General features: G+C 63.8%; 15 protein-coding genes and 1 pseudogene. 10 read left to right on the top strand and 6 right to left on the bottom strand.

The features are described 5' to 3' along the window. Position 1 precedes the first annotated feature (1 nt). The 9 genes from WBB14_RS04520 to WBB14_RS04480 all read left to right on the top strand — a co-directional run bounded on the left by WBB14_RS04520 (position 2) and on the right by WBB14_RS04480 (position 10,911). Positions 2-1,402: an acetyl-CoA carboxylase biotin carboxylase subunit gene (locus WBB14_RS04520; RefSeq protein ID WP_424238747.1), complete on the top strand. Its 1,401-nt coding sequence runs from the start codon at positions 2-4 to the stop codon at positions 1,400-1,402. After that, the gene (locus WBB14_RS04515; RefSeq protein ID WP_424238746.1) at positions 1,399-2,271 is read left to right on the top strand and encodes a 5-oxoprolinase subunit B family protein; all 873 of its coding nucleotides are present in this window, start codon (positions 1,399-1,401) and stop codon (positions 2,269-2,271) included. The genes WBB14_RS04520 and WBB14_RS04515 overlap by 4 nt, the downstream gene beginning before the upstream one ends. After that, positions 2,264-3,253: a biotin-dependent carboxyltransferase family protein gene (locus WBB14_RS04510; protein ID WP_424238745.1), complete on the top strand. Its 990-nt coding sequence runs from the start codon at positions 2,264-2,266 to the stop codon at positions 3,251-3,253. The genes WBB14_RS04515 and WBB14_RS04510 overlap by 8 nt, the downstream gene beginning before the upstream one ends. A gap of 137 nt (positions 3,254-3,390) precedes the next feature. After that, the gene (locus WBB14_RS04505) at positions 3,391-4,722 is read left to right on the top strand and encodes a purine-cytosine permease family protein (protein ID WP_424238744.1); all 1,332 of its coding nucleotides are present in this window, start codon (positions 3,391-3,393) and stop codon (positions 4,720-4,722) included. An 87-nt stretch (positions 4,723-4,809) separates the two neighbouring features. After that, positions 4,810-5,460 (top strand): HD domain-containing protein, encoded by a 651-nt coding sequence (locus WBB14_RS04500; RefSeq protein ID WP_424238743.1) that lies wholly within the window; start codon positions 4,810-4,812, stop codon positions 5,458-5,460. A gap of 108 nt (positions 5,461-5,568) precedes the next feature. Continuing rightward, positions 5,569-6,072: a sigma-70 family RNA polymerase sigma factor gene (locus WBB14_RS04495; RefSeq protein WP_424238742.1), complete on the top strand. Its 504-nt coding sequence runs from the start codon at positions 5,569-5,571 to the stop codon at positions 6,070-6,072. Positions 6,073-6,097: 25 nt separating this feature from the next. Next, entirely contained in the window at positions 6,098-7,093 is a 996-nt protein-coding gene (locus tag WBB14_RS04490; protein ID WP_424238741.1) for a FecR domain-containing protein, read from the top strand. A gap of 155 nt (positions 7,094-7,248) precedes the next feature. Next, entirely contained in the window at positions 7,249-9,609 is a 2,361-nt protein-coding gene (locus tag WBB14_RS04485) for a TonB-dependent siderophore receptor (protein ID WP_424238768.1), read from the top strand. Positions 9,610-9,897: 288 nt separating this feature from the next. Further along, a complete protein-coding gene (locus tag WBB14_RS04480) occupies positions 9,898-10,911 on the top strand; it encodes an AraC family transcriptional regulator ligand-binding domain-containing protein (protein ID WP_424238740.1) in 1,014 nt (337 codons plus the stop codon). 57 nt (positions 10,912-10,968) lie between these two features. On the opposite strand, the gene WBB14_RS04475 is transcribed toward WBB14_RS04480, so the two are convergent. The 4 genes from WBB14_RS04475 to WBB14_RS04460 all read right to left on the bottom strand — a co-directional run bounded on the left by WBB14_RS04475 (position 10,969) and on the right by WBB14_RS04460 (position 15,344). Next, on the bottom strand, positions 10,969-11,403 hold the full coding sequence (locus WBB14_RS04475; protein ID WP_424238739.1) for a GFA family protein: 435 nt from the start codon (positions 11,401-11,403) through the stop codon (positions 10,969-10,971). 32 nt (positions 11,404-11,435) lie between these two features. Further along, a complete protein-coding gene (locus WBB14_RS04470; protein WP_424238738.1) occupies positions 11,436-12,323 on the bottom strand; it encodes an alpha/beta hydrolase in 888 nt (295 codons plus the stop codon). Between the two features lie 55 nt (positions 12,324-12,378). After that, positions 12,379-13,437 (bottom strand): alcohol dehydrogenase catalytic domain-containing protein, encoded by a 1,059-nt coding sequence (locus tag WBB14_RS04465; RefSeq protein ID WP_424238737.1) that lies wholly within the window; start codon positions 13,435-13,437, stop codon positions 12,379-12,381. 83 nt (positions 13,438-13,520) lie between these two features. Next, a complete protein-coding gene (locus WBB14_RS04460) occupies positions 13,521-15,344 on the bottom strand; it encodes a flavin-containing monooxygenase (protein WP_424238736.1) in 1,824 nt (607 codons plus the stop codon). Positions 15,345-15,494: 150 nt separating this feature from the next. Here WBB14_RS04460 and WBB14_RS04455 point away from each other — a divergent pair. After that, positions 15,495-16,118, top strand: a pseudogene (locus tag WBB14_RS04455) (HD domain-containing protein). A gap of 71 nt (positions 16,119-16,189) precedes the next feature. On the opposite strand, the gene WBB14_RS04450 reads toward WBB14_RS04455, so the two are convergent. Together WBB14_RS04450 and WBB14_RS04445 are read right to left on the bottom strand one after the other, a co-directional pair. Beyond that, positions 16,190-17,026 carry an SDR family oxidoreductase gene (locus WBB14_RS04450; protein WP_424238735.1) on the bottom strand — a complete coding sequence of 279 codons (837 nt, stop codon included), beginning with the start codon at positions 17,024-17,026 and terminating at the stop codon, positions 16,190-16,192. Between the two features lie 122 nt (positions 17,027-17,148). Beyond that, positions 17,149-18,570 carry an aldehyde dehydrogenase family protein gene (locus WBB14_RS04445; RefSeq protein ID WP_424238734.1) on the bottom strand — a complete coding sequence of 474 codons (1,422 nt, stop codon included), beginning with the start codon at positions 18,568-18,570 and terminating at the stop codon, positions 17,149-17,151. Positions 18,571-18,633: the final 63 nt, after the last annotated feature.

Genomic DNA, 18,633 nt, shown 5'->3' with positions numbered 1-18,633 from the left:
CATGTCCGATATCAACGCCCCCTACCGCCCCCGCAACATCCACAAGGTGCTGGTGGCCAACCGCGGCGAAATCGCCCTGCGCATCATCCGCGCCGCCCGCGAGCTGGGCATGCGCACCGTGGCCGTCTACAGCGAAGCGGACCGCGACGCGCTGGCCACGCGCATGGCCGACGAAGCGGTGCTCATCGGCCCCTCGCATGCGACGCGCAGCTACCTCAATACCGAAGCGCTGCTGGATGCCGCGCGCAGCACCGGCGTCCAGGCGGTGCACCCCGGCTACGGCTTCCTTTCGGAGAACGCGGCATTCGCGCAGGCCGTGAGCGATGCCGGCCTGATCTTCGTCGGGCCCGACGCCGCCACCATCCGCACCATGGGTGACAAGGCGGCGGCGCGCGCCTGCGCCCAGGCGGCCGGCGTGCCCACCGTGCCCGGCAGCGTCGGCGTGCTGTCGTCGCTGGACGAAGCCCTGACCCATGCGGCGCTTATCGGCTACCCGCTCATGATCAAGGCGGCCGCCGGCGGCGGCGGGCGCGGCATCCGCGTGGTGCGCGACGAGGCCGAACTGCGCGCGCAGATGCCACAGGCCCAGGCCGAGGCGCAGGCGGCCTTTGGCGAAGCCGGCGTCTACCTGGAACGCTACCTGCCGCGCGCCCGCCACATCGAAGTGCAAGTCCTGGGCGACGGCGGCAACGCCGTGCACCTGTACGAGCGCGAATGCTCGCTGCAACGGCGCCGGCAGAAGGTGCTGGAAGAAGCGCCTTCGCCCGCCCTGGACCCCGCCACCCGCCAGAAGCTGTGCGAATCAGCGGCGCAGCTGGCGCGCTCGGTCGGCTACCGCGGCGCGGGCACGCTGGAATACCTGTACGACGACAGCCGCGGCGCGGGCGAGTTCTTTTTCATCGAAATGAACACCCGCATCCAGGTCGAGCACCCCATCACCGAAGCCATCACCGGCGTGGACCTGGTGCGCGAGATGCTGCGCATCGCCGACGGCGAGCCCTTGCGCTGGCGCCAGCAGGAAATCGCCATCCGCGGCGCAGCGATCGAATGCCGCATCAATGCCGAAGACCCGACCCGCAATTTCGCCCCCAGCCCGGGCCGGGTGGAGCACGTGCGCTGGCCCGGCGGACCGGGCGTGCGCGTGGACTCGATGCTGTATCCCGGCTGCACCGTGCCGCCCTACTATGACTCGCTGCTGGCGAAACTGATCGTCTGGGACGAAAGCCGCGCCGCGGCGCTGGCGCGCATGGCGCGCGCGCTGGACGAAGTCGAACTGGCCGGCGTGCATTCGACGCTGGCGCTGCACCGCGAGCTGCTGGAAGATGCGGACGTGCAGGCGGGCCGCTACCACACCAACTATCTTGAAGCCTGGATGCAAAGGGATCGGGAGGACAGGCAATGAGCTTGCGCTACACCCACGGCGGCGACGAGTTCATCTTCGTCGAAATCAGCGAGGACATGTCGCTGGAGTCCTTTTTCAAGGGCATGGCGATCACGCGGGCGCTGCGCGAACGCGCGGTCGACGGCGTGACCGAGATCTGCCCGGCCAACGCGTCCTACCAGGTGCGGTACGACCCCGACCGCATCGCCCCGGATGCCCTGCTGGCCCTGCTGCGCGAACTGGAGGCAAGCATAGACCTTGCCAACCTGACGCTGGCGACCCGCATCATCGAAGTGCCCGTGTACTACAACGACCCCTGGACCCACGAGACCCTGATGCGGTTTCGCGAAAGGCACCAGGATCCGGAATCCACCGACCTGGAGTACGCGGCCCGCATCAACGGCCACGATTCGGTGCAGGCATTCATCGACGCGCATTCCGGCTCGCCCTGGTTCGTGTCCATGGTGGGCTTCGTGGCTGGATTGCCCTTCATGTACCAGATGGTGGAGCGCGAGCGCCAGCTGCAAGTCCCGAAATACCTGCGTCCCCGCACCGACACCCCCAAGCACACGGTGGGACATGGCGGCTGCTTCGGCTGCATCTATTCGGTGCGCGGCGCCGGCGGCTACCAGATGTTCGGGGTCACGCCCGCGCCGATCTTCGAGCCGGCCCAGCGCCAGGCGCATCTGCGCGATTCCATGGTGTTTTTCCGTCCGGGCGACATCGTGAAGTTCAAGCCCATTACCCGCGAAGCGTACGACCAGGCGACGGCGCAGGTCGAGGCCGGCAGCTTCGAGCTGCGCATCCGGCCCGTGTCGTTCTCGCTGGCCGAGTTCCTGCGCGCGCCCGACGCCTGCAACACCCAACTGCTGGAGACGCTCCATGCCTAACGATCCCATCATCGAAGTCATCAAGCCCGGCCTGGCCACTTCGGTGCAGGACACGGGCCGACTAGGCCACTACCACCTGGGCATTCCGCCGTCGGGCGCGCTTGACCAGTACGCGCTGGCGGCGGCCAACCTGCTGGTGGGCAACGCCGCCGACGCCGCCGTGCTGGAATGCACCCTGCTCGGCCCCGAACTGCTGTTCCACCGCGCCGCCGTCATCGCCGTGACGGGCGCCAGCATGGTCCCCAAGATCGACGGCGTGACGCAGGCCTGCAACGTGGCGCTGGCGGTGCAGGCCGGCAACCGGCTGTCCTTCGACTTCGTGCAGGCCGGCGCCCGCGCCTGCCTGGCCGTAGCCGGCGGCATCGACGTGCCGCTGGTGCTGGGCAGCCGCTCGACCTATGCGCTGGGCGCCATCGGCGGCCATCAAGGCCGCAAGCTCCAGGCCGGCGACCGGCTGGCAGTGGGCCAGGCGTCCATCCGCACGCGCGTCGGCCGCGAGCTACCCGCCGCGCTGGCCTTGGCCCCGCCCAAGTCGCAGACGCTGCGCGTGCTGCCGGGCCTTTACGACCACCGCCTGGAACCCGAATCCGCCGCCACCTTCTATGAAGACGCCTGGACCGTTACCTCGGAGGCCGACCGCATCGGCTACCGCTACAAACAGGGCCGCCCGTTGCGCTTCCGGGCCCGCGAACAGCCCTTCGGCGCGGGCGCGGATCCGTCGAACATCGTCGACGCCTGCTATCCCATCGGCTCGATCCAGGTACCGGCGGGCGTGGAGCCCATCATCCTGCACCGCGATGCGGTGTCGGGCGGCGGCTACGCCATGATAGGCACGGTCATCAGCGCCGACCTGGACAAGGTCGGGCAGATGCAGCCCAACCAGAGCGCCCATTTCGAGCGCGTGACGCTGGAGCAGGCGGTGGCCGCCCGGCGCGACTACCGCGCCCGCTTCGAGCGGCTGCATCAGTCGCTCAGCGGCTGACCCCCAGGGCGCGGCCCCTCCGCGCCCAACTTCCAGGTTTTTCCAGCATCCCGGCCTTGCCCCTGGCAAGGCCGGTGGGCGACGCGCGCCCGTTCCGCAGTCGAACCGCAGCATCCGATCCCGCCAGGAGATCCGCCATGGCCAATCTGACCCAGCACAAACCGTCCGCCGAGACGGACAACTCGCTCCACGCGGTCGCCGACAGCGACCGCATGCCCCGCTACGCGCTCACCATGGCCTGGTGGGCCGTTTGCAGCGCCGTGTTCTATATCGTCGTCGGCGCGACGCTGGCGTTGAAATACGGCGCCCGCAACGCCATCATCGGCATGGTGCTGTCGGTGATCAGCTACGGGCTGATCAACGGCGTCATCAGCCGATACGCCATCCGCACCGGCCTGTCGGTGGCGCTGTTTTCGCGCCGGCTGTTCGGCACCTCGGGCGCGGCGCTGGCCACCCTGATCTTCTTCGCCACCGCCATCTACTACGCGGTGTTCGAAGGCGCGGTCATGTCGGTCGCGGCGCATCATCTCTATCCGGCCGTGCCGTACTGGCTGGTGGCGCTGGTGGTGGTCGCCTACAGCGTGCTGCTGATCTTCGGCAGCGTGCAGCGCTGGCTGGACAAGTTCAACGGCGTGCTGCTTCCGTTCTATCTGCTGGGCCTGCTGGTGGCCGTCGTAATGGCAACGCAGGAATACGGCTACAGCGACGCCTGGCTGTCGTTCGGACCGCCCGAAGGCCCCGTCCCCGGCGGCTGGTGGGACGCCTTCGTGTACTACATGGGCGTGTGGGTCCTGATGATGTTCACCTTCGACTACGCCCGCTTCGGCAAGCGCGAGGACCAGGCTTACCACAGCCGCTACAACTTCGGCATGCCGTTCTACCTGGTGACCTTCCTGCTCAATGGCGTCGCCGGCATATACCTGGTCAGCACCATTCCCAGCGACGCCGCGCTATCGGAAGTGTCGGTAGTGCTGGCGCTGCTCAAGCTGATGGGGCTGGGCGGACTGCTGTTCGTGTGGATCACGCAGACCCGCATCAACACGGCCAACTACTACCTGGCCACCATCAACATGCAGGCGTTCTTCTCGCGCTGGCCGGGCATGCGCTGGCCCAAGGCGATATGGGCGGTCATCGTGGGCGCAGTCACCTACGCGCTGATGCTGCTGGACGTATTCTCGTATCTGCTCCAGGCGCTGGCCTATCAGGGCATCTTCGTGGTGTCGTGGGTGGCGGTGGCGCTGGTGCACATCCTGGGCGCCCAGGAGTCCGCGCCCCAGCATGGCGGCGGCGCGGCATTCAACCGCGCCGGCCTGGCAGGATGGTTCGCCGGCGCGATCTGCGGCCTGGCGCTGATGCACACGGCCGGCTTCGCGGCCACCCTGGCCGCGCCGGCAAGCTTCGTGGTGTCGGCGCTGGTGTACCGGATCTGCTCCACGGCGGCGGGACGGATGCAGGCGCAGGGCGGCTGATGCCGCTCTCGGGCCGTGCCGCGCGCCGGCGCGGCCTGTAACCTGCCTGTGTACACTTTCAGCCAGTCCCGGAACTGATGGAAAGAAATGAACCTGCGCGAAGATTTGGCGGCCTTGCGGCCGCAACTCATACAGATTGCCCAGAGCGCGGATACCGGCGACGGCGCCCATGACCTGAGCCATCTGGAACGCGTCTGGAAGGCCGCCTGCAGCATGCAGGCGCATCATCCCGAAGCCGACGCCATGGTCGTCATGGCCGCCAGCTACCTGCACGACCTGGTGAACCTGCCCAAGAACCATCCCGAGCGGGCGCGCGCCTCGACGCTGGCCGCCGGCCTGGCCGTGCGGGAACTGCGGGCCATTGGCTACCCCGCCGCCAAGCTCGAAGGCGTGCATCACGCCATCGAAGCCCACAGCTATTCCGCCAACATACCGCCGCGCTCGATCGAGGCCCGCATCGTGCAGGACGCCGATCGCCTCGACGCGCTCGGGCCGGTGGGACTGGCCCGCATGTTCCATGTCGGCGGGCAACTCGGACACGCCCTGGCCCATCCCGCCGATCCTCTCGGAACGCAACGGGAGCTGGACGATGGCGCCTATGCCCTGGATCACATCGAAGTGAAGCTCGCGCGCATCGCCGCTTCGATGCAGACCGAAGGCGGCCGGTTGCTGGCCCGGTCCCGCATGGACTGGATACGGCGGTTCCGCGACGATTTCGTGGCGGATTGGTCGGCCTGAAATGGCGTTCTCGTCGATCTACAAGTGCCCATGATATATAATAAGAACTATTCTCATAAACGCTGATGCCGGCCGAATCCAAGCCCGATGCACAGTGGGGGACTTGCCGTGTCGGCCAACAAATTCGCCTTACCGCAGCAGGACATCGAAGGCCTGTACGTCGACCATGGCGGTTGGCTGAGAGGTTGGCTACGCCGCAAGCTCGGCGATGCCAGCAGTGCCGCCGATCTGGCGCATGACACGTTCGTGCGCCTGCTTGCAAAAGATGCCTTGCCCGAAATACGCGAGCCGCGTGCGCTGCTGACCACCATCGCGCACGGGCTGGTCTTGAATCTGCGTCGCCGCCAACGCATCGAGCAGGCCTACCTGGAAGCGCTCGCGCTCCTGCCGGAACCCCAGACGCCTTCGCCGGAAACCCAGGCCATCCTGCTCGAAACCCTGCTCGAGATAGATCGCCTGCTCGACGCCCTGCCCCGGTTGGTGAGGCAAGCTTTTCTGCTATCCCAGATCGACGGCAAGCGCCAAAGCGAGATCGCGGTCGAACTCGGGGTGTCGGTTCCCACGGTCAAGCGCTACATCGCCAAGGCTTTGGCGCACTGCTGTTTCGCGTAACCCCGACTTACCTGGAACCCGGCCCATGCCTCCCATCGCCTCCGGCGTCCGTCTTCAGGCAGCGCAATGGCTGGTCGAACTGCAGGGCGACAGCGTGGCCTCTGACACGCTTCGGCGCTGGCGGGAATGGCGCGCGGCCGACCCCGAACACGAACGGGCATGGCAGCATATCGAAGGCTTTCAGGCCAGATTGCAGGGCGTGCCCGCGCCCTTGGCGCGAGCGGCCCTCACCGCGCCCGGCTCCCCCGCGCGGCGCAGGCTCATCAAGGCGCTGGCGCTGGCTGCCTTTGCGGGCGGCGCGGCCTCAATGCTGGACGAGCAGCGCGCCTGGCGGCGCTGGACGGCCGACAGCCGGAGCGGCACGGGCGAGCTTTTGAACCGCCTGCTGCCGGACGGCACCCAGGTCGCGCTCAATGCCGGCACCGCCATCGATATCCAATTTACGCAGGCAGAACGCGCACTGCGCCTCATCAGCGGCGAGCTGCTGGTCACCACCGCGCCGGATTCCGCGGCGAACGAACCTCGTCCCTTCATCGTGCGCACTGGCCAAGGCAGCATCCGCGCCCTGGGCACGCGCTTTTCCGTGCGCGACCTGGACGGACGCAGCAGTGCGGAAAGCCTGGTCGCCGTCTTCGAAGGCTCCGTGGAACTGACTCCAGCCAGCGGCGCGCCTGCCCTCCTGCGCGCTGGGCACCAAGGCAGGCTTGGACGCCATGCTGCTGCCGCAACGGGTGTCGCCAACGAAGACACGCTGGCCTGGACGCAAGGCATCATCGTCGCCCAGGACATGCCGCTGGCGGCATTCCTGGCCGAGCTTGCACGCTATCGCCCCGGCCGCCTGGCCTGGGACGACACGGTGGCCCATCTCAAGGTCACGGGCACCTATCCCACCGCCGACACCGACCGCGTCCTGGAAATGCTCGCCGATACCCTGCCCATCAGCCTGAGCTACCTGACCCGCTACTGGGTGACCGTGCGGTCCCGTGCGGCCCGGCCGGCCGAGAAAATTCGCAGCGGTTGATCCCTTTTCGTTTTTCGCGGGGCAAGAAGAGTAGGACCACACATTGCCTTCATTCTTGCTCCGGGGAACTGCACATGGGTTTGAACCGCCCGACACCAATGACTTCCACTCCAGCGGCCAGGCGCTTGCGTCTGCACGTCCTGGCCAGCATGGCCATGCGTGGCCTGCCAGGTTGCGCCGCCATCGTCCCGCTTGTCGTGAGCGCTCCCATGGCGCAAGCGCAGCCCGCGGAGGAACAACGGTACTACGACATCCCCGCAGGCCCGTTGACCGCCGCGCTCAACCGCTACGGCCGTGAATCCGGCCTGATGCTGTCCTTCTCGACCGAACAGACCAACGGCCTCGTGAGCAAGGGAATCCAGGGCCGCTACACGGCGCGGAATGGCTTGCAGGCATTGCTCGCGGGCACCGGTTTCGAGGCCGCCGCGCGGCCCAGCGGCGGCTATGTGCTGCGGCCAAGCGGCGCCCAGGTGCTTTCCGCCGTCGAGGTGTTCGGCGCGCACGAAACCGCCGCAGGCCCCTTCTATGGCTACGCGGCCACGCGCAGCGCCACCGGCACCAAGACCGACACGCCGCTGATGGAGACGCCGCAATCGATCACCGTGGTCGGCGCCGAGGAAATCGAAACGCTCAAGCCGCAGAACCTGCAAGACGCGCTGGGCTATGTCGCCGGGGTCAACCGCTCGGAAGGGCTGGATCGCACCTCGGACACGCTGCTCGTCCGCGGCTTCCAGCTCGACGGCAACGGCAACCAATACCGCGACGGCACCAAGTACACCGTCAATATCTTCAACGGCCAGCAGGAACCCTATGGCCTGGAACGCATCGAAGTGCTCAAGGGCGCGTCCTCGGTGCTTTACGGCGCTGCGGCGCCCGGCGGCATCATCAACACCATCAGCAAGCGGCCGACCGCCACGGCGCTGCGCGACCTGAACGTCGAAACCGGCAGCTTCGACCGCAAGCAGGTTTCTGGAGATTTTGGCGGTCCGCTGGACGAGGGCGGCGTCTGGTCATACCGACTGACCTTCCTGGGCCGCGATGCAGACACGTTCATCGACCACGTACCGGATCGCCGGGCCTTCGTTGCACCGGCGCTGACGTGGCGGCCCAGCGCCGCCACGTCCTTGACCCTGCTCGCCGACTACCAGAAGGACCGCACCGGCTACGTTTACGGCCTGCCCGAAAGCGGCACCATCCTGCCCAACCCCAACGGCAGGATTCCGCGCGAGCGTTTCACCGGCGAGCCGGGCTACGACAAGTTCGACCTGGAGCGCTACTCGGTCGGCTATCTGTTCGAACATGCCTTCAACGATCAGATGAAGCTGCGCAACAGCCTGCGCTACATGCATGCCAGCAACGAGTACCGCTCGGTCTGGATCAGCGGCCTGCAGGACGACGGCCGCACTACCGCCTATCGGGGCGCGGCGCCGCGTTGGGATCGCTCTTCAGGCGTCGTCTCGGACACATCGCTGCAATACCAGTTGCGCACGGGTCCGGTGGAACACACCTTTCTTGCCGGCATCGACTATTCCGTCGCCCATCACGAATCCGAGCGCTATCAGCGCGAGCTCGGCAACATCGACATCTTCAATCCTGTCTACGGCACTCCAATAGGCGAGGTCGAAACACAGAATCCCTATTCCTGGAAAAGCGATACCAATCGGCTGGGCCTGTACTTCCAGGACCAAATGAAAATCGCGGACCGGTGGGTGGTCCTGTTCGGCGGCCGCCAGGATTGGGTACGGTTCGACTCGAGCAACTTCTTCACGGGCGAAAAGACCGCCGACAACGAGAAGAGCAAGGCCTTCACCGGGCGGGCCGGACTGGTCTATCTCGCCCCCAATGGCCTCGCGCCCTTCCTGAGCTACAGCGAGTCCTTCGAACCCACCGAAGGCAACGATCGCACCGGCGGCCGCTTCAAGCCGACCACCGGCCAGCAATACGAAGCCGGCCTGCGCTACCAGCCACCTGGCTCCAGCACCCTGGTGTCGGCCGCCCTCTACCAGATCACCCGCAAGAACCAGCTTGTCGCCGATCCTTCCGATCCGACGATGACGTATTCGGTACAGGCGGGCGAAGTCCGCTCGCGTGGATTCGAGTTCGAAGTCCGCTCGGCCCTCACTCGCGACATCAACCTCATCGCCGCCTACGCCTATACCGACGCCCGGACCACGCGCTCCAGCCCCTTGCAGCCCGAGCTGGAAGGACAGCGCACCCCCGGCATCCCGTACAACCAGCTCTCGATCTGGGCTGACTACAGCTTCGGCCGTTTCGGACTGCCCGGTCTGAAGGCAGGCGCCGGCATGCGTTATGTGGGCAGCACGCGCAGCCAGACCAACGCCGAGGTGCCCGCCTTCACGCTGTTCGACGCCATGATCAGCTACAGCACAGGCCCCTGGCGCTTGGCGCTCAACGGCACCAACCTGGCGGATAAGACCTACATCGGCAATTGCACCTATGGGTGCTTCTATGGCGAACCGAGACGGGTGATCGGGTCAGTAAGCTATCGATGGTAAGCCTGCAGTGTCTCGCCGTGCGAAGCGACCAGCCGATGCATCCATCCCCCAGTCAGGAGCCGCGGCGCAGGGCGGCTAGCCCTGGTCGGCAAGAAGCTCAGGCATGGACGATTCAAGCGCGCCCAAACAGTGCGCAACAATCCAAGCCGCTCACAAAAAAGCCCTTTTCGCCTCATGGATGACTGATTAAACTTGAAGCCCGAAAGGTAAGTATCCAAGCGCTGCGCCTACACGATTCGACGACTCGAACGAGTGGCTGGCGCGCTCTCACTCCACCAGGGAGCTCCCATGTCGGCAGATGCAGGCGCCATACGTCAGTTCGTGCGCTTCGCGGCAGTCAAAGGCCTGAAGCTGGACAGTATTCTCGATCAAGATCTTCACCATCTGGTCAAACTTGCCGAAGAGCAAAACCGGATTCCTGAAAGCGTTTTTATCGACGTACTCGATCACTGTGCCCTTGCTGCAAACATCCCGACGCTGGGCATTGAATTCGCGCACTGGTCCGACCTGCATGGCTTCAGCCTGTTCTGCTTGCTGGGAGATCATTGCACCACCTTGCTGGAAGCCTCACGGCTGTCCAGGCGATATCGTCATATCGAAACTACATCCTACGATTCCCGAATCGAGCCGGCCGGGGACGAAACCATGATTCACTACACAATTCTCGCCCCAACGCGGCATGGCGGCGTTCAGTACACAGAATTCCTATTGGCCATTTCAGTTCGATTCTCACGGATGATACTGGGCGAAAAATGGAATCCAATCCGCGTCGAAATTCGGCACCCGGCGCCCACGGATACCAGAAGGCATACGGAGTTTTTCGGTTGCGCCGTCGCGTTCGCGTCGAAAATATCAGCCTGCGTCATCAGGCCGGCCGATCTCTTCATCCGCACGAGCCGGGGCAACCCGCGGGTGCTCGATTACCTCGTTCGCCAACTCGACGCGTTCGAACGTGAACCATCCGCGCCATCCTCGGCCGAAGTTGCGCGAATGATCGATCAGGAGCTCTCTTGCGGCCGTGCCACGCTGAAAAATGCGGCCGTGGCCGCAGGGGTTACGCCACGCACTCTGCAACGCCGCCTTGCCGCCGAAGGAACAGAGTTTTCCCTGCTGGTGGAGCAAGCCCGCCTCAAACTGGCCGAACAGTTCTTCAAGACTGAACGCAATCCTCATCTGACGCAACTTGCCATGCGGCTGGGCTATGCCGAAACCAGCGCTGCCAGCCGGTTCTTGCAACGGCAGTTCGGAACAGGATTGCGTGAGCTCGCGCGCGACAAATCAAACTTCCAGAACGCGGGATGAAACCCCGCTGATTCCGCGCCTGCATTTTTCGCCAGGCAGAAATAGACTCGCGATCACTCAGGCAAGGGCTTGACGCTCAAAGGTCGGGAGGTTCTTGTTCAGTTCGACCCACGGCTGAGCGCTCCTGCACCACACCTGCATTGTGGGAACGATGCCTGACCGGTCATCCAACGTTCCCGCCTTGACGTAGACGTGTTTGGGTCTGCCTGGAAGCTCGGAGAGTATGGGAGATCCACAAGCCCCGCAGAAGCCCCTAAGGACTACTCCCCCGCTATCCGCCTTGTCTTCAAATACCGACAGTTCGCCCGACATCCGGACATCGGCGCGAGCAAGGGCCAGATTGACTGAAAATGCCCCTCCTCCCTGCTTCTGGCAGTTGGTGCAGTGGCAAATGGCAACAACGGCCGGCTCCGCCATCAGCATGTATCGAATCTTGCCGCAGAGGCAACCTCCACCACGCCCGTCCCGACCTGATGTGTATGGATTCTTCATGATGGATGCGTATCCTTCGTGTAGCCCGGCTGTCATCGGTGATCAGCCAGGAAGCGGCAAATTGCCGCCATCGCCGTTCGCGTGGCGCGGGATTCGGGCGCCAGCGTCAGAAAGCCGTGGGGGGCGCCAACTGCAGTATGCAGTCGCACTTCGACTCCAGACTTCAGAAGTTTGACTGCGTACTCTTCCGCCTCGGGCGTAAAAAGATCCATGCTTGCGGTGACGATTAATGCGGGAGGCAGCCCATGAAGCTCGCCTAGCGCCGGCGCAAAGCGCGGCTCATGACGCCTTGCAGCGGGAAGGGTGTAATCGTAGAAGGCGGCTATGTTCTTGCGGGTCGCCGCTATGGACTGCGGAACGTCTTGCTTCCCAGCGTAGGGAACGTCCCCCGCGACAGGAGGATAGATGAGTACCTGGCCCGCAATCCTGGGCCCGCCGATGTCCCTCGCCAATTGCGCCATGACCGCCGAGAAGTTGCCTCCCGCACTGTCTCCGGCAACGAATAGCGGCCCCAATGGTTCGACCGCCTGCAAAAAGGCCCATGCGTCGTCCACTCCTGCCGGGTACGGATACTCTGGCGCGAGTCGATACTCAACCGACAGTACCCGCATGCCACTTGCACTTGCCAGCGTACGGGCGAAGCGATCGTAGTCATCGACGCCCCCCACTACCCAACCGCCACCGTGATAGAAGACTATCGTGGCGCCCGCCGATTCCGGGAGATATTCGCGAGCTCGGACGCCTCCGGCCTGGACATCCCTCACGATCGCCACGTCGGGGCCGATTCCCGAAGTGACCGCCGAGTAGTGGGCGCGTGCGGCGGCAGGGCCGTTTTCCGCCAGAGTCTGCCGCCCGGGCCGCTGCAACAGCGCCATCAAAGGCACGAATTCTTCGTCGAGAACAGGAACTTTTGCATCCATTTTTTTTCCATTATCCGTCGGACCTTGGGTCAACCCTGGATAGATACGCGTGGCATCACGGGATGAGTATCGTCTTCAGTGTTCCATTCGCGCGCTCATCCGCGTCACGATATGCTTGAACCCCTTCCGTCAAGGGCCGACGGGCGGTAATGACCTTCTCGGGACGGAGGCGTCCCTGCTGTATCTGCGGAATCAACTTCGGATAGAACTTTGGAATAGGGCAAGGTCCTCCGGAAAGCGTTAGACCTTGCTGCATCAAGCGGCGAAAGGGCAACGCAAAAGTCTGTATCCCTATTACGCCGATCACGCCTATGGTCCGTTCCCGCCCCGCCAGGCGGAACGCCTGGCGCAATGCCGCCTCGGATCCGGCGGCTTCCAGAACGGAGTCGAGCATGAATCCCCTGGTCGTCTCGCGTATGGACTCCTCGGCTTCGTCCGGGCTGAACGCAATCGCGCCGAATGTTTCCGCCATGGCTCGCCGTTCTGGAACAGGGTCAATGACAAACACACGCGAAGCGCCCAGCACAAAACTGATTTCTATCGCGATCAGGCCTATGGGCCCGGCCCCCAGAATGCCCACCGCCGCCCCTGGCTGAACCTTGGCCAGCTCGCATCCAAACCATGCCGTGCTCGCCGCATCCGTCATCAGGACTGCTTGCTCGGTCGTCACGCCATCGGGAATTAGATGGGCATTGAAGTCACCATTGGGCACTCGCAGCGCCTGGGCCTGAGACCCTTGCAGGGCACTGGAAATTCCATAGCAATTTGCGTACATGGCGAAATCCGGCCGCGCCGTCCGGACGCACCGCGTGACGAATCCGGCAAGGCAGGGACCGCATGCGCCGCAGCAGATTGCGCCGGGCATCATGACCCGGTCGCCGACCTTCCGGTTCTGGACGCCTTTTCCAACTTCGACGATTTCGCCGACGGCCTCATGGCCCACGCAATATCCGACATCCTCGGTGAAGGTGTGTCCGCGGAAGATGTGCAGGTCGCTGCCGCAGATGCTGCAAGCCTTGACTTCGACAATGACGTCTCGCTCATCGGCAATACTTGGATCGGGAACATCTTCCAGTTCAATGGCCTTAGGGCCTCGATACACCAGCGCTTTCATGGTTTCTCCATGGTCGGTTCACGAATGGGTTTCTAATGGCGTCCGCCTGGCTGGCGAGGGATAGGTCAGCCAGGCGCTGGGCGCTAACTGAGCATCAGCCCCTCCAGCTTTCCTTCCGACCTCCATTTCGTGATCACAGCAGTGAATGCGATGGATCCGTGACCGTACTGCTGCGCGGCGCTGCCTTTTGAGACGTCCCCTTCCCCGTTGTAGTAACCCGGGGTACACCCGTCCAGGAATGCCAGTTTCTTCTGTACGCTCTCGCGTATCGTCTCGCACCAGTCCGCTTCGGCCTGCGCTGTTGGCTCAATGCGACTCAACCCTTTCTTTTTTACGGCGGCAATCACCGCGACGATATGCTCCGCATGCTCAGCAAGCATGTCCGTCACGTTCGGCTTGAAACCCACATGCCCTTGGGCCAACATGAACAAGTTGGGAAATCCGTGCACAAAAAAGCCATGCAGGCTCCGCATGCCATTTGCAAAATGCTCGCTCAGCTTGCGTCCGTTCTTACCTATCACTTCAAGTGCCGCACGCTTGTGAAAGCCTGTGCCGACCTCGAAACCCGTCGCGAATACGATGCAATCGACCTTATGTTCGACATCATCGAAGACGATGCCTGATTCGGTTATGCGCTCCAGGCCCCGCCCCCGCGTGTCAAGCAGCGTGACATTTGGACGGTTGAACGCCGGCAGATACTCATCGTTGAAAGTTGGACGCTTGCAAAGCATGCGGTACCAAGGCTTCAAGGCCTCCGCGACGTTTTTGTCGCGTATCAGTTGGTCGACTCTTCCGCGGATCTTCTCGCCCTTGCTGAAGTCCGCCAGCTCGGACAGCCGCGCCATTTCCTCGGGAGTAAGGACGATGCCGTCACGGGGGATCCAGGACAAATGCATCTCGCGGAACAAATCGGTCCATCCGTCTTGCACCAGATCCTGTTCCGCCCACTGTCCGGAAACAAGAACATTGAAGTTGTCCATTCTTTCCCGCTGCCAGCCGGGAGCCAGCGACCTCGCCCACGCATAATTGGTAGGGCCGTTTCCTCGGACATCAACGGTGGAGGGAGTACGTTGCACCACGTATAGGTGGCCGGCATCGCGTGCCAGATACGGTACGCATTGAATCGCCGTGGCCCCCGTGCCGACTACAGCAACCCGCTTGCCGACCAAGCCCGTCAATCCGCCACGAGCGTTGCCGCCGGTGTATCCATAATCCCAGCGACTTGTATGGAAGGACTTTCCGCCGAAATTCTCGATTCCGGGGATTCCCGGTAGTTTCGGCCGGCTGAGGGGGCCGCTCGCCCCGAAAACATAACGCGCCAGAATCCGGTCTCCACGATCCGTGGTTCCCTGCCACTGGCCGCTGCCCTCCAACCATCGCAGTTCAAGTATCTGCGTCTGGAACAGGGCCTTTTCGTACAGGTCGAAATGGCCGCCGATGCGCTTCGCATGCGTAAACAACTCTTCCGCATGGGCGTATCTCTCGGTTGGGATGTACCCAGTCTCCTCGAGCAATGGCATGTATATGTAGGACTCGACGTCGCATTGAGCGCCCGGATACCGGTTCCAGTACCAGGTTCCGCCGAAATCTCCGGCTTTTTCGACAATCAGCACGTCGTGGATACCGCGCTTATGGAGATTGGCTGCGACCAGCAACCCGCCGAAGCCGCCGCCGATGATGAGAACCTCGACACTGCGCTGGACGCATTCACGCACCAACCGCCCGTCGATGTGTGGATCTTCCTCGTACCGGGAGAACCTTCCGTTGATCTCGTTGTACTGATAGTTTCCCTGCGGGTTGAGACGCTTCTCGCGTTCTTCCGCATACTTTTTCCGCAGCCATTCAGGGTTCAGACCAGCACCGGCTCCCCGATACGCATCATTGAGTTTCCCTGCCGCTTGATCCATGTTTCTCCTCTCTGTCTCTGCAGACCTGCGCCCAATGCGGTGCCGCGCCCATGAGACTTTGTTGTGGTTACTGCGTGGATGATAGGCAGCGCGAGACGATTGGGTCTTGCCCGATGACGACATGTATCGCGGCGCATTGCGACAGCGCGTATGCGCTCCCGTCTGATACAGATAGCGACCAGCGCCAAGACTGGCGACGGCGCTCGCGATTTGAGCCATCTGCAGCGAGTATGGAAAGCGGCGGACGCCACGCTGGCGCACCACCCAGAAACTGATGCCGCGATCGTCATGGCCGCCTGCTACCTGCACGACCTGGTCAATCAGCCCAATAGCCATCCCCACCGGCCGCGCGCCTCAACGATGGCGGCGGGACAGGCCGTGCACGCGCTTCGCACCGTCGATTACCCAGAATCCAAACTCCCTGGCGTATTCCACGCCATCGAGGCGCACAGCTACTCGGCCAACATCCCACCTCGGTACATCAAGGCGAGGATCGCGCAGGACGCCGACCGCCTCGACGCCCTTGGGCCGGTGGGACTGGCGCGCATGTTCCAGGTCGGCGGACAGCTCGGCCGCGCACTGGTCCATCCCTCCGATCCCATGGGACGGCACCGGGAGCTGGACGACGGCGCATAGGCGCTGGATCACATCGAACTGAAAGTGGTACGCATTGCCCGCACCAGGCGGACCGAAGGAGGCCGCCGCCTGGCCGCATCCAGGCTGGCCTGGATACGCCGGTTCCGCGACGAGTTCGTGGCGGACAGGTCGACCTGAGCCGGAACGTCACAGGGCTACGGCAGGCAACGTGGGCGGCCAGTAGCTCCTTGCGGCATCGGACTGCGCCGTCAAAGCACGAAGTAATCCGCCGACGCGCGCACGGTCATGTCGCTGACCGAAACGCCCCAGGGTTGATCGATGGCCAGCAGTACCGCATCGGCGATGGATTCGGGCCCCAGCGGCATGTGGGATATGCGCTCGGGATCACTCAGATCGGATGGCAAGGGGCCTTCCGCCATGCCCTTTGCCAAGGCCATGAATGGCTCAATGTTGTGCCCAACTATGCCGACGATGGCCGCCCGGTTGACGACGGACCCGCCAAGCCCCGTGCTTGGCACGCCTGTGGGCTTGATGGTAGTCACCTTGATCTTCCCGCGCGCCTCTTTTCTCACGGCTTCCGACATGAAATTGACTGCCGCCTTGGTGGCGCCATAAATTGCCGCGCCCGCTACAGGGAAATTCCCGTATATAGACGAAATGTTGACGAAGTGGCCGCGCCCCTGGGAAATCATCGCATCGTGGGCGGCAACCATGCCGTTGAACACGCCCTTTATGTTGATATCGATACAACGCATCCACGCATCGTAGGCAAGGGCGTGGTCGGCAATGAAGGCAAGAGGCATGATGCCTGCATTATTGAGCATCACGTCGATCGAGCCGTATTCCCGCACACTGGCATCGACCAGGCGCTTCAGCTCATCCAGATTGCGGACATCCGCGACGAGCGCCTGCGCCCGGCCGCCGGCCGCGACTATCCCCGCGACAGTTTCTTCCGCCCCCTCCGCGTTGATGTCCCCGCAAGTCACCAGCGCTCCACGCGCAGCGGCCTTCTGCGCAACAAGACGCCCGAAGCCGCCGCCAGCGCCGGTAATGACTATGGTCTTGCCTGAGATGTAATCGCTCATCGTTCTATTCCTGGACTACCGCTATGTATGGAAGCCGCGCCACGCAGCATGTCCTGGATGTGGCGCGACTTGCCGTGATTTGCGCCAACCGGCGCACTGAGAAGCCACATGCCGCCCTGCGTTCAGTGCGGCCGCTTCGATGACACCGTCCGCAGCGCCGTGTACTCCAGCAAGCCGTCGGCGCCGTTCTCTATGCCTATGCCAGACTGCTTGTGCCCGGCCATGGGCTTGCCAGGCTTGAGGGTGTGGATCTGATTGATCCACACGGTACCGGTGTTCAATCGAAGCGCGACTCTCGTGGCCGCAGCATGGTCAGCGCCCCACACCGATCCGCCCAAGCCGTATTCGCTATCGTTGGCCCGCGCAATGACCTCTTCCTCGTCGCGGAACTTGAGCAGCGGCAATATCGGGCCGAAGGGCTCCTCGCGCACCACGCGTGCGGTATCGGGAGGGTTGTCCACCAACGTGATCGGAAAGAAATAGCCCTTGCCTTTGGGAACGTCGCCACCCGCCAGAAAGCGTCCACCCTGGTTGCGCGTGTCCTCAAGCAGATTCTTCAGCCGCTCGAATTGGCGTCGATTCTGCACCGGACCGAGCTGTACCCCCTCTTCATTGCCAGGCCCGACCTTGGTTTCACGCGCCAGCCTGGCCAGCGCCTGGGACATCTGGTCGTAAACATCCTCGTGGATGTACAAGCGTTTAATGGCAAGGCAGTATTGGGCGCTGTTGGTGAAGGCTCCCCAAAAGATGATGGGCGCAATCGCGTCGATATCGGCATCCGGCATGACGATGGCCGCGTCGTTTCCGCCTAGTTCCAGCATCAACCGCTTCAGATTGCCGGCGGCGGACGCCATCACGGCACGGCCGGTCTGGGTGGACCCGGTAAAACTGATTTTGTCTATGCCCGAATGCTCGGACATCAGCGGACCCAACGCGTCGGACCCGCTTATGACGTTGAGCACCCCCGGCGGCAGCACGCCGCGCAGCAATTCGCCCAGCTTCAATGTGGTCAACGGCGTGTATGGCGAGGGCTTCAGCACCATGGTGTTGCCCGTGACGAGCGCTGGCGCCACCTTCCAGATTGCCAGCACCAGCGGGAAGTTCCAAGGCACAATGCCGCCAACCACCCCGAGGGGCACACGCAGCACCCTGACCCATTCCTCGGGCGACTCGCTGCTCACGTCCACGGGGAGATCCAGCTTGGCGGTCTCCGCGCACCAGTATGCGGCTGTCATCACCTCCCGGCGCGCCGCGGCAAGTGGCTTTCCCTGCTCCTGCGTCAGCAGCTGCGCCAATGCTTCTTGATTGGACAGGATGATCTCGCCCACACGGGCGACCAGCGTTCTTCGCGCGTCCAATGGCAGCGCGGCCCAGGCCGGCGCTGCTCGTCGCGCACTGGCCACGGCCTCATCCAGTTGCTCCGGCGCCGCATCCGGCGCGCGGGCCACGACGTTCTCGGTGGCCGGATTCAGCACGTCGATGTGCCTGGACCCAAAAACGGCCTTTCCATCTATGGTCATACTGAATTCGATGGGATTGCCCATGGTGATTCGGACCTCAAAGTTGCGGACCTGGCGAACTTCCAGCGGCCGCGCGTTGGCTGACGG

It is taken from the genome of Achromobacter sp. (assembly GCF_049647645.1).
GTDB lineage: Bacteria > Pseudomonadota > Gammaproteobacteria > Burkholderiales > Burkholderiaceae_B > Achromobacter.
This window is presented reverse-complemented; position numbering and strand designations above follow the sequence as displayed.

Excerpts from the sequence above, each read along its gene's own strand:
- WBB14_RS04475 (WP_424238739.1), bottom strand. The coding sequence starts at position 11,403 with ATGAAGAATCCATACACATCAGGTCGGGACGGGCGTGGTGGAGGTTGC.
- WBB14_RS04520 (WP_424238747.1), top strand. The coding sequence starts at position 2 with ATGTCCGATATCAACGCCCCCTACCGCCCCCGCAACATCCACAAGGTG.
- WBB14_RS04490 (WP_424238741.1), top strand. The coding sequence starts at position 6,098 with ATGCCTCCCATCGCCTCCGGCGTCCGTCTTCAGGCAGCGCAATGGCTG.
- WBB14_RS04460 (WP_424238736.1), bottom strand. The coding sequence starts at position 15,344 with ATGGATCAAGCGGCAGGGAAACTCAATGATGCGTATCGGGGAGCCGGT.
- WBB14_RS04500 (WP_424238743.1), top strand. The coding sequence starts at position 4,810 with ATGAACCTGCGCGAAGATTTGGCGGCCTTGCGGCCGCAACTCATACAG.
- WBB14_RS04515 (WP_424238746.1), top strand. The coding sequence starts at position 1,399 with ATGAGCTTGCGCTACACCCACGGCGGCGACGAGTTCATCTTCGTCGAA.
- WBB14_RS04480 (WP_424238740.1), top strand. The coding sequence starts at position 9,898 with ATGTCGGCAGATGCAGGCGCCATACGTCAGTTCGTGCGCTTCGCGGCA.
- WBB14_RS04510 (WP_424238745.1), top strand. The coding sequence starts at position 2,264 with ATGCCTAACGATCCCATCATCGAAGTCATCAAGCCCGGCCTGGCCACT.
- WBB14_RS04485 (WP_424238768.1), top strand. The coding sequence starts at position 7,249 with ATGCGTGGCCTGCCAGGTTGCGCCGCCATCGTCCCGCTTGTCGTGAGC.
- WBB14_RS04470 (WP_424238738.1), bottom strand. The coding sequence starts at position 12,323 with ATGGATGCAAAAGTTCCTGTTCTCGACGAAGAATTCGTGCCTTTGATG.
- WBB14_RS04445 (WP_424238734.1), bottom strand. The coding sequence starts at position 18,570 with ATGGGCAATCCCATCGAATTCAGTATGACCATAGATGGAAAGGCCGTT.
- WBB14_RS04465 (WP_424238737.1), bottom strand. The coding sequence starts at position 13,437 with ATGAAAGCGCTGGTGTATCGAGGCCCTAAGGCCATTGAACTGGAAGAT.
- WBB14_RS04505 (WP_424238744.1), top strand. The coding sequence starts at position 3,391 with ATGGCCAATCTGACCCAGCACAAACCGTCCGCCGAGACGGACAACTCG.
- WBB14_RS04450 (WP_424238735.1), bottom strand. The coding sequence starts at position 17,026 with ATGAGCGATTACATCTCAGGCAAGACCATAGTCATTACCGGCGCTGGC.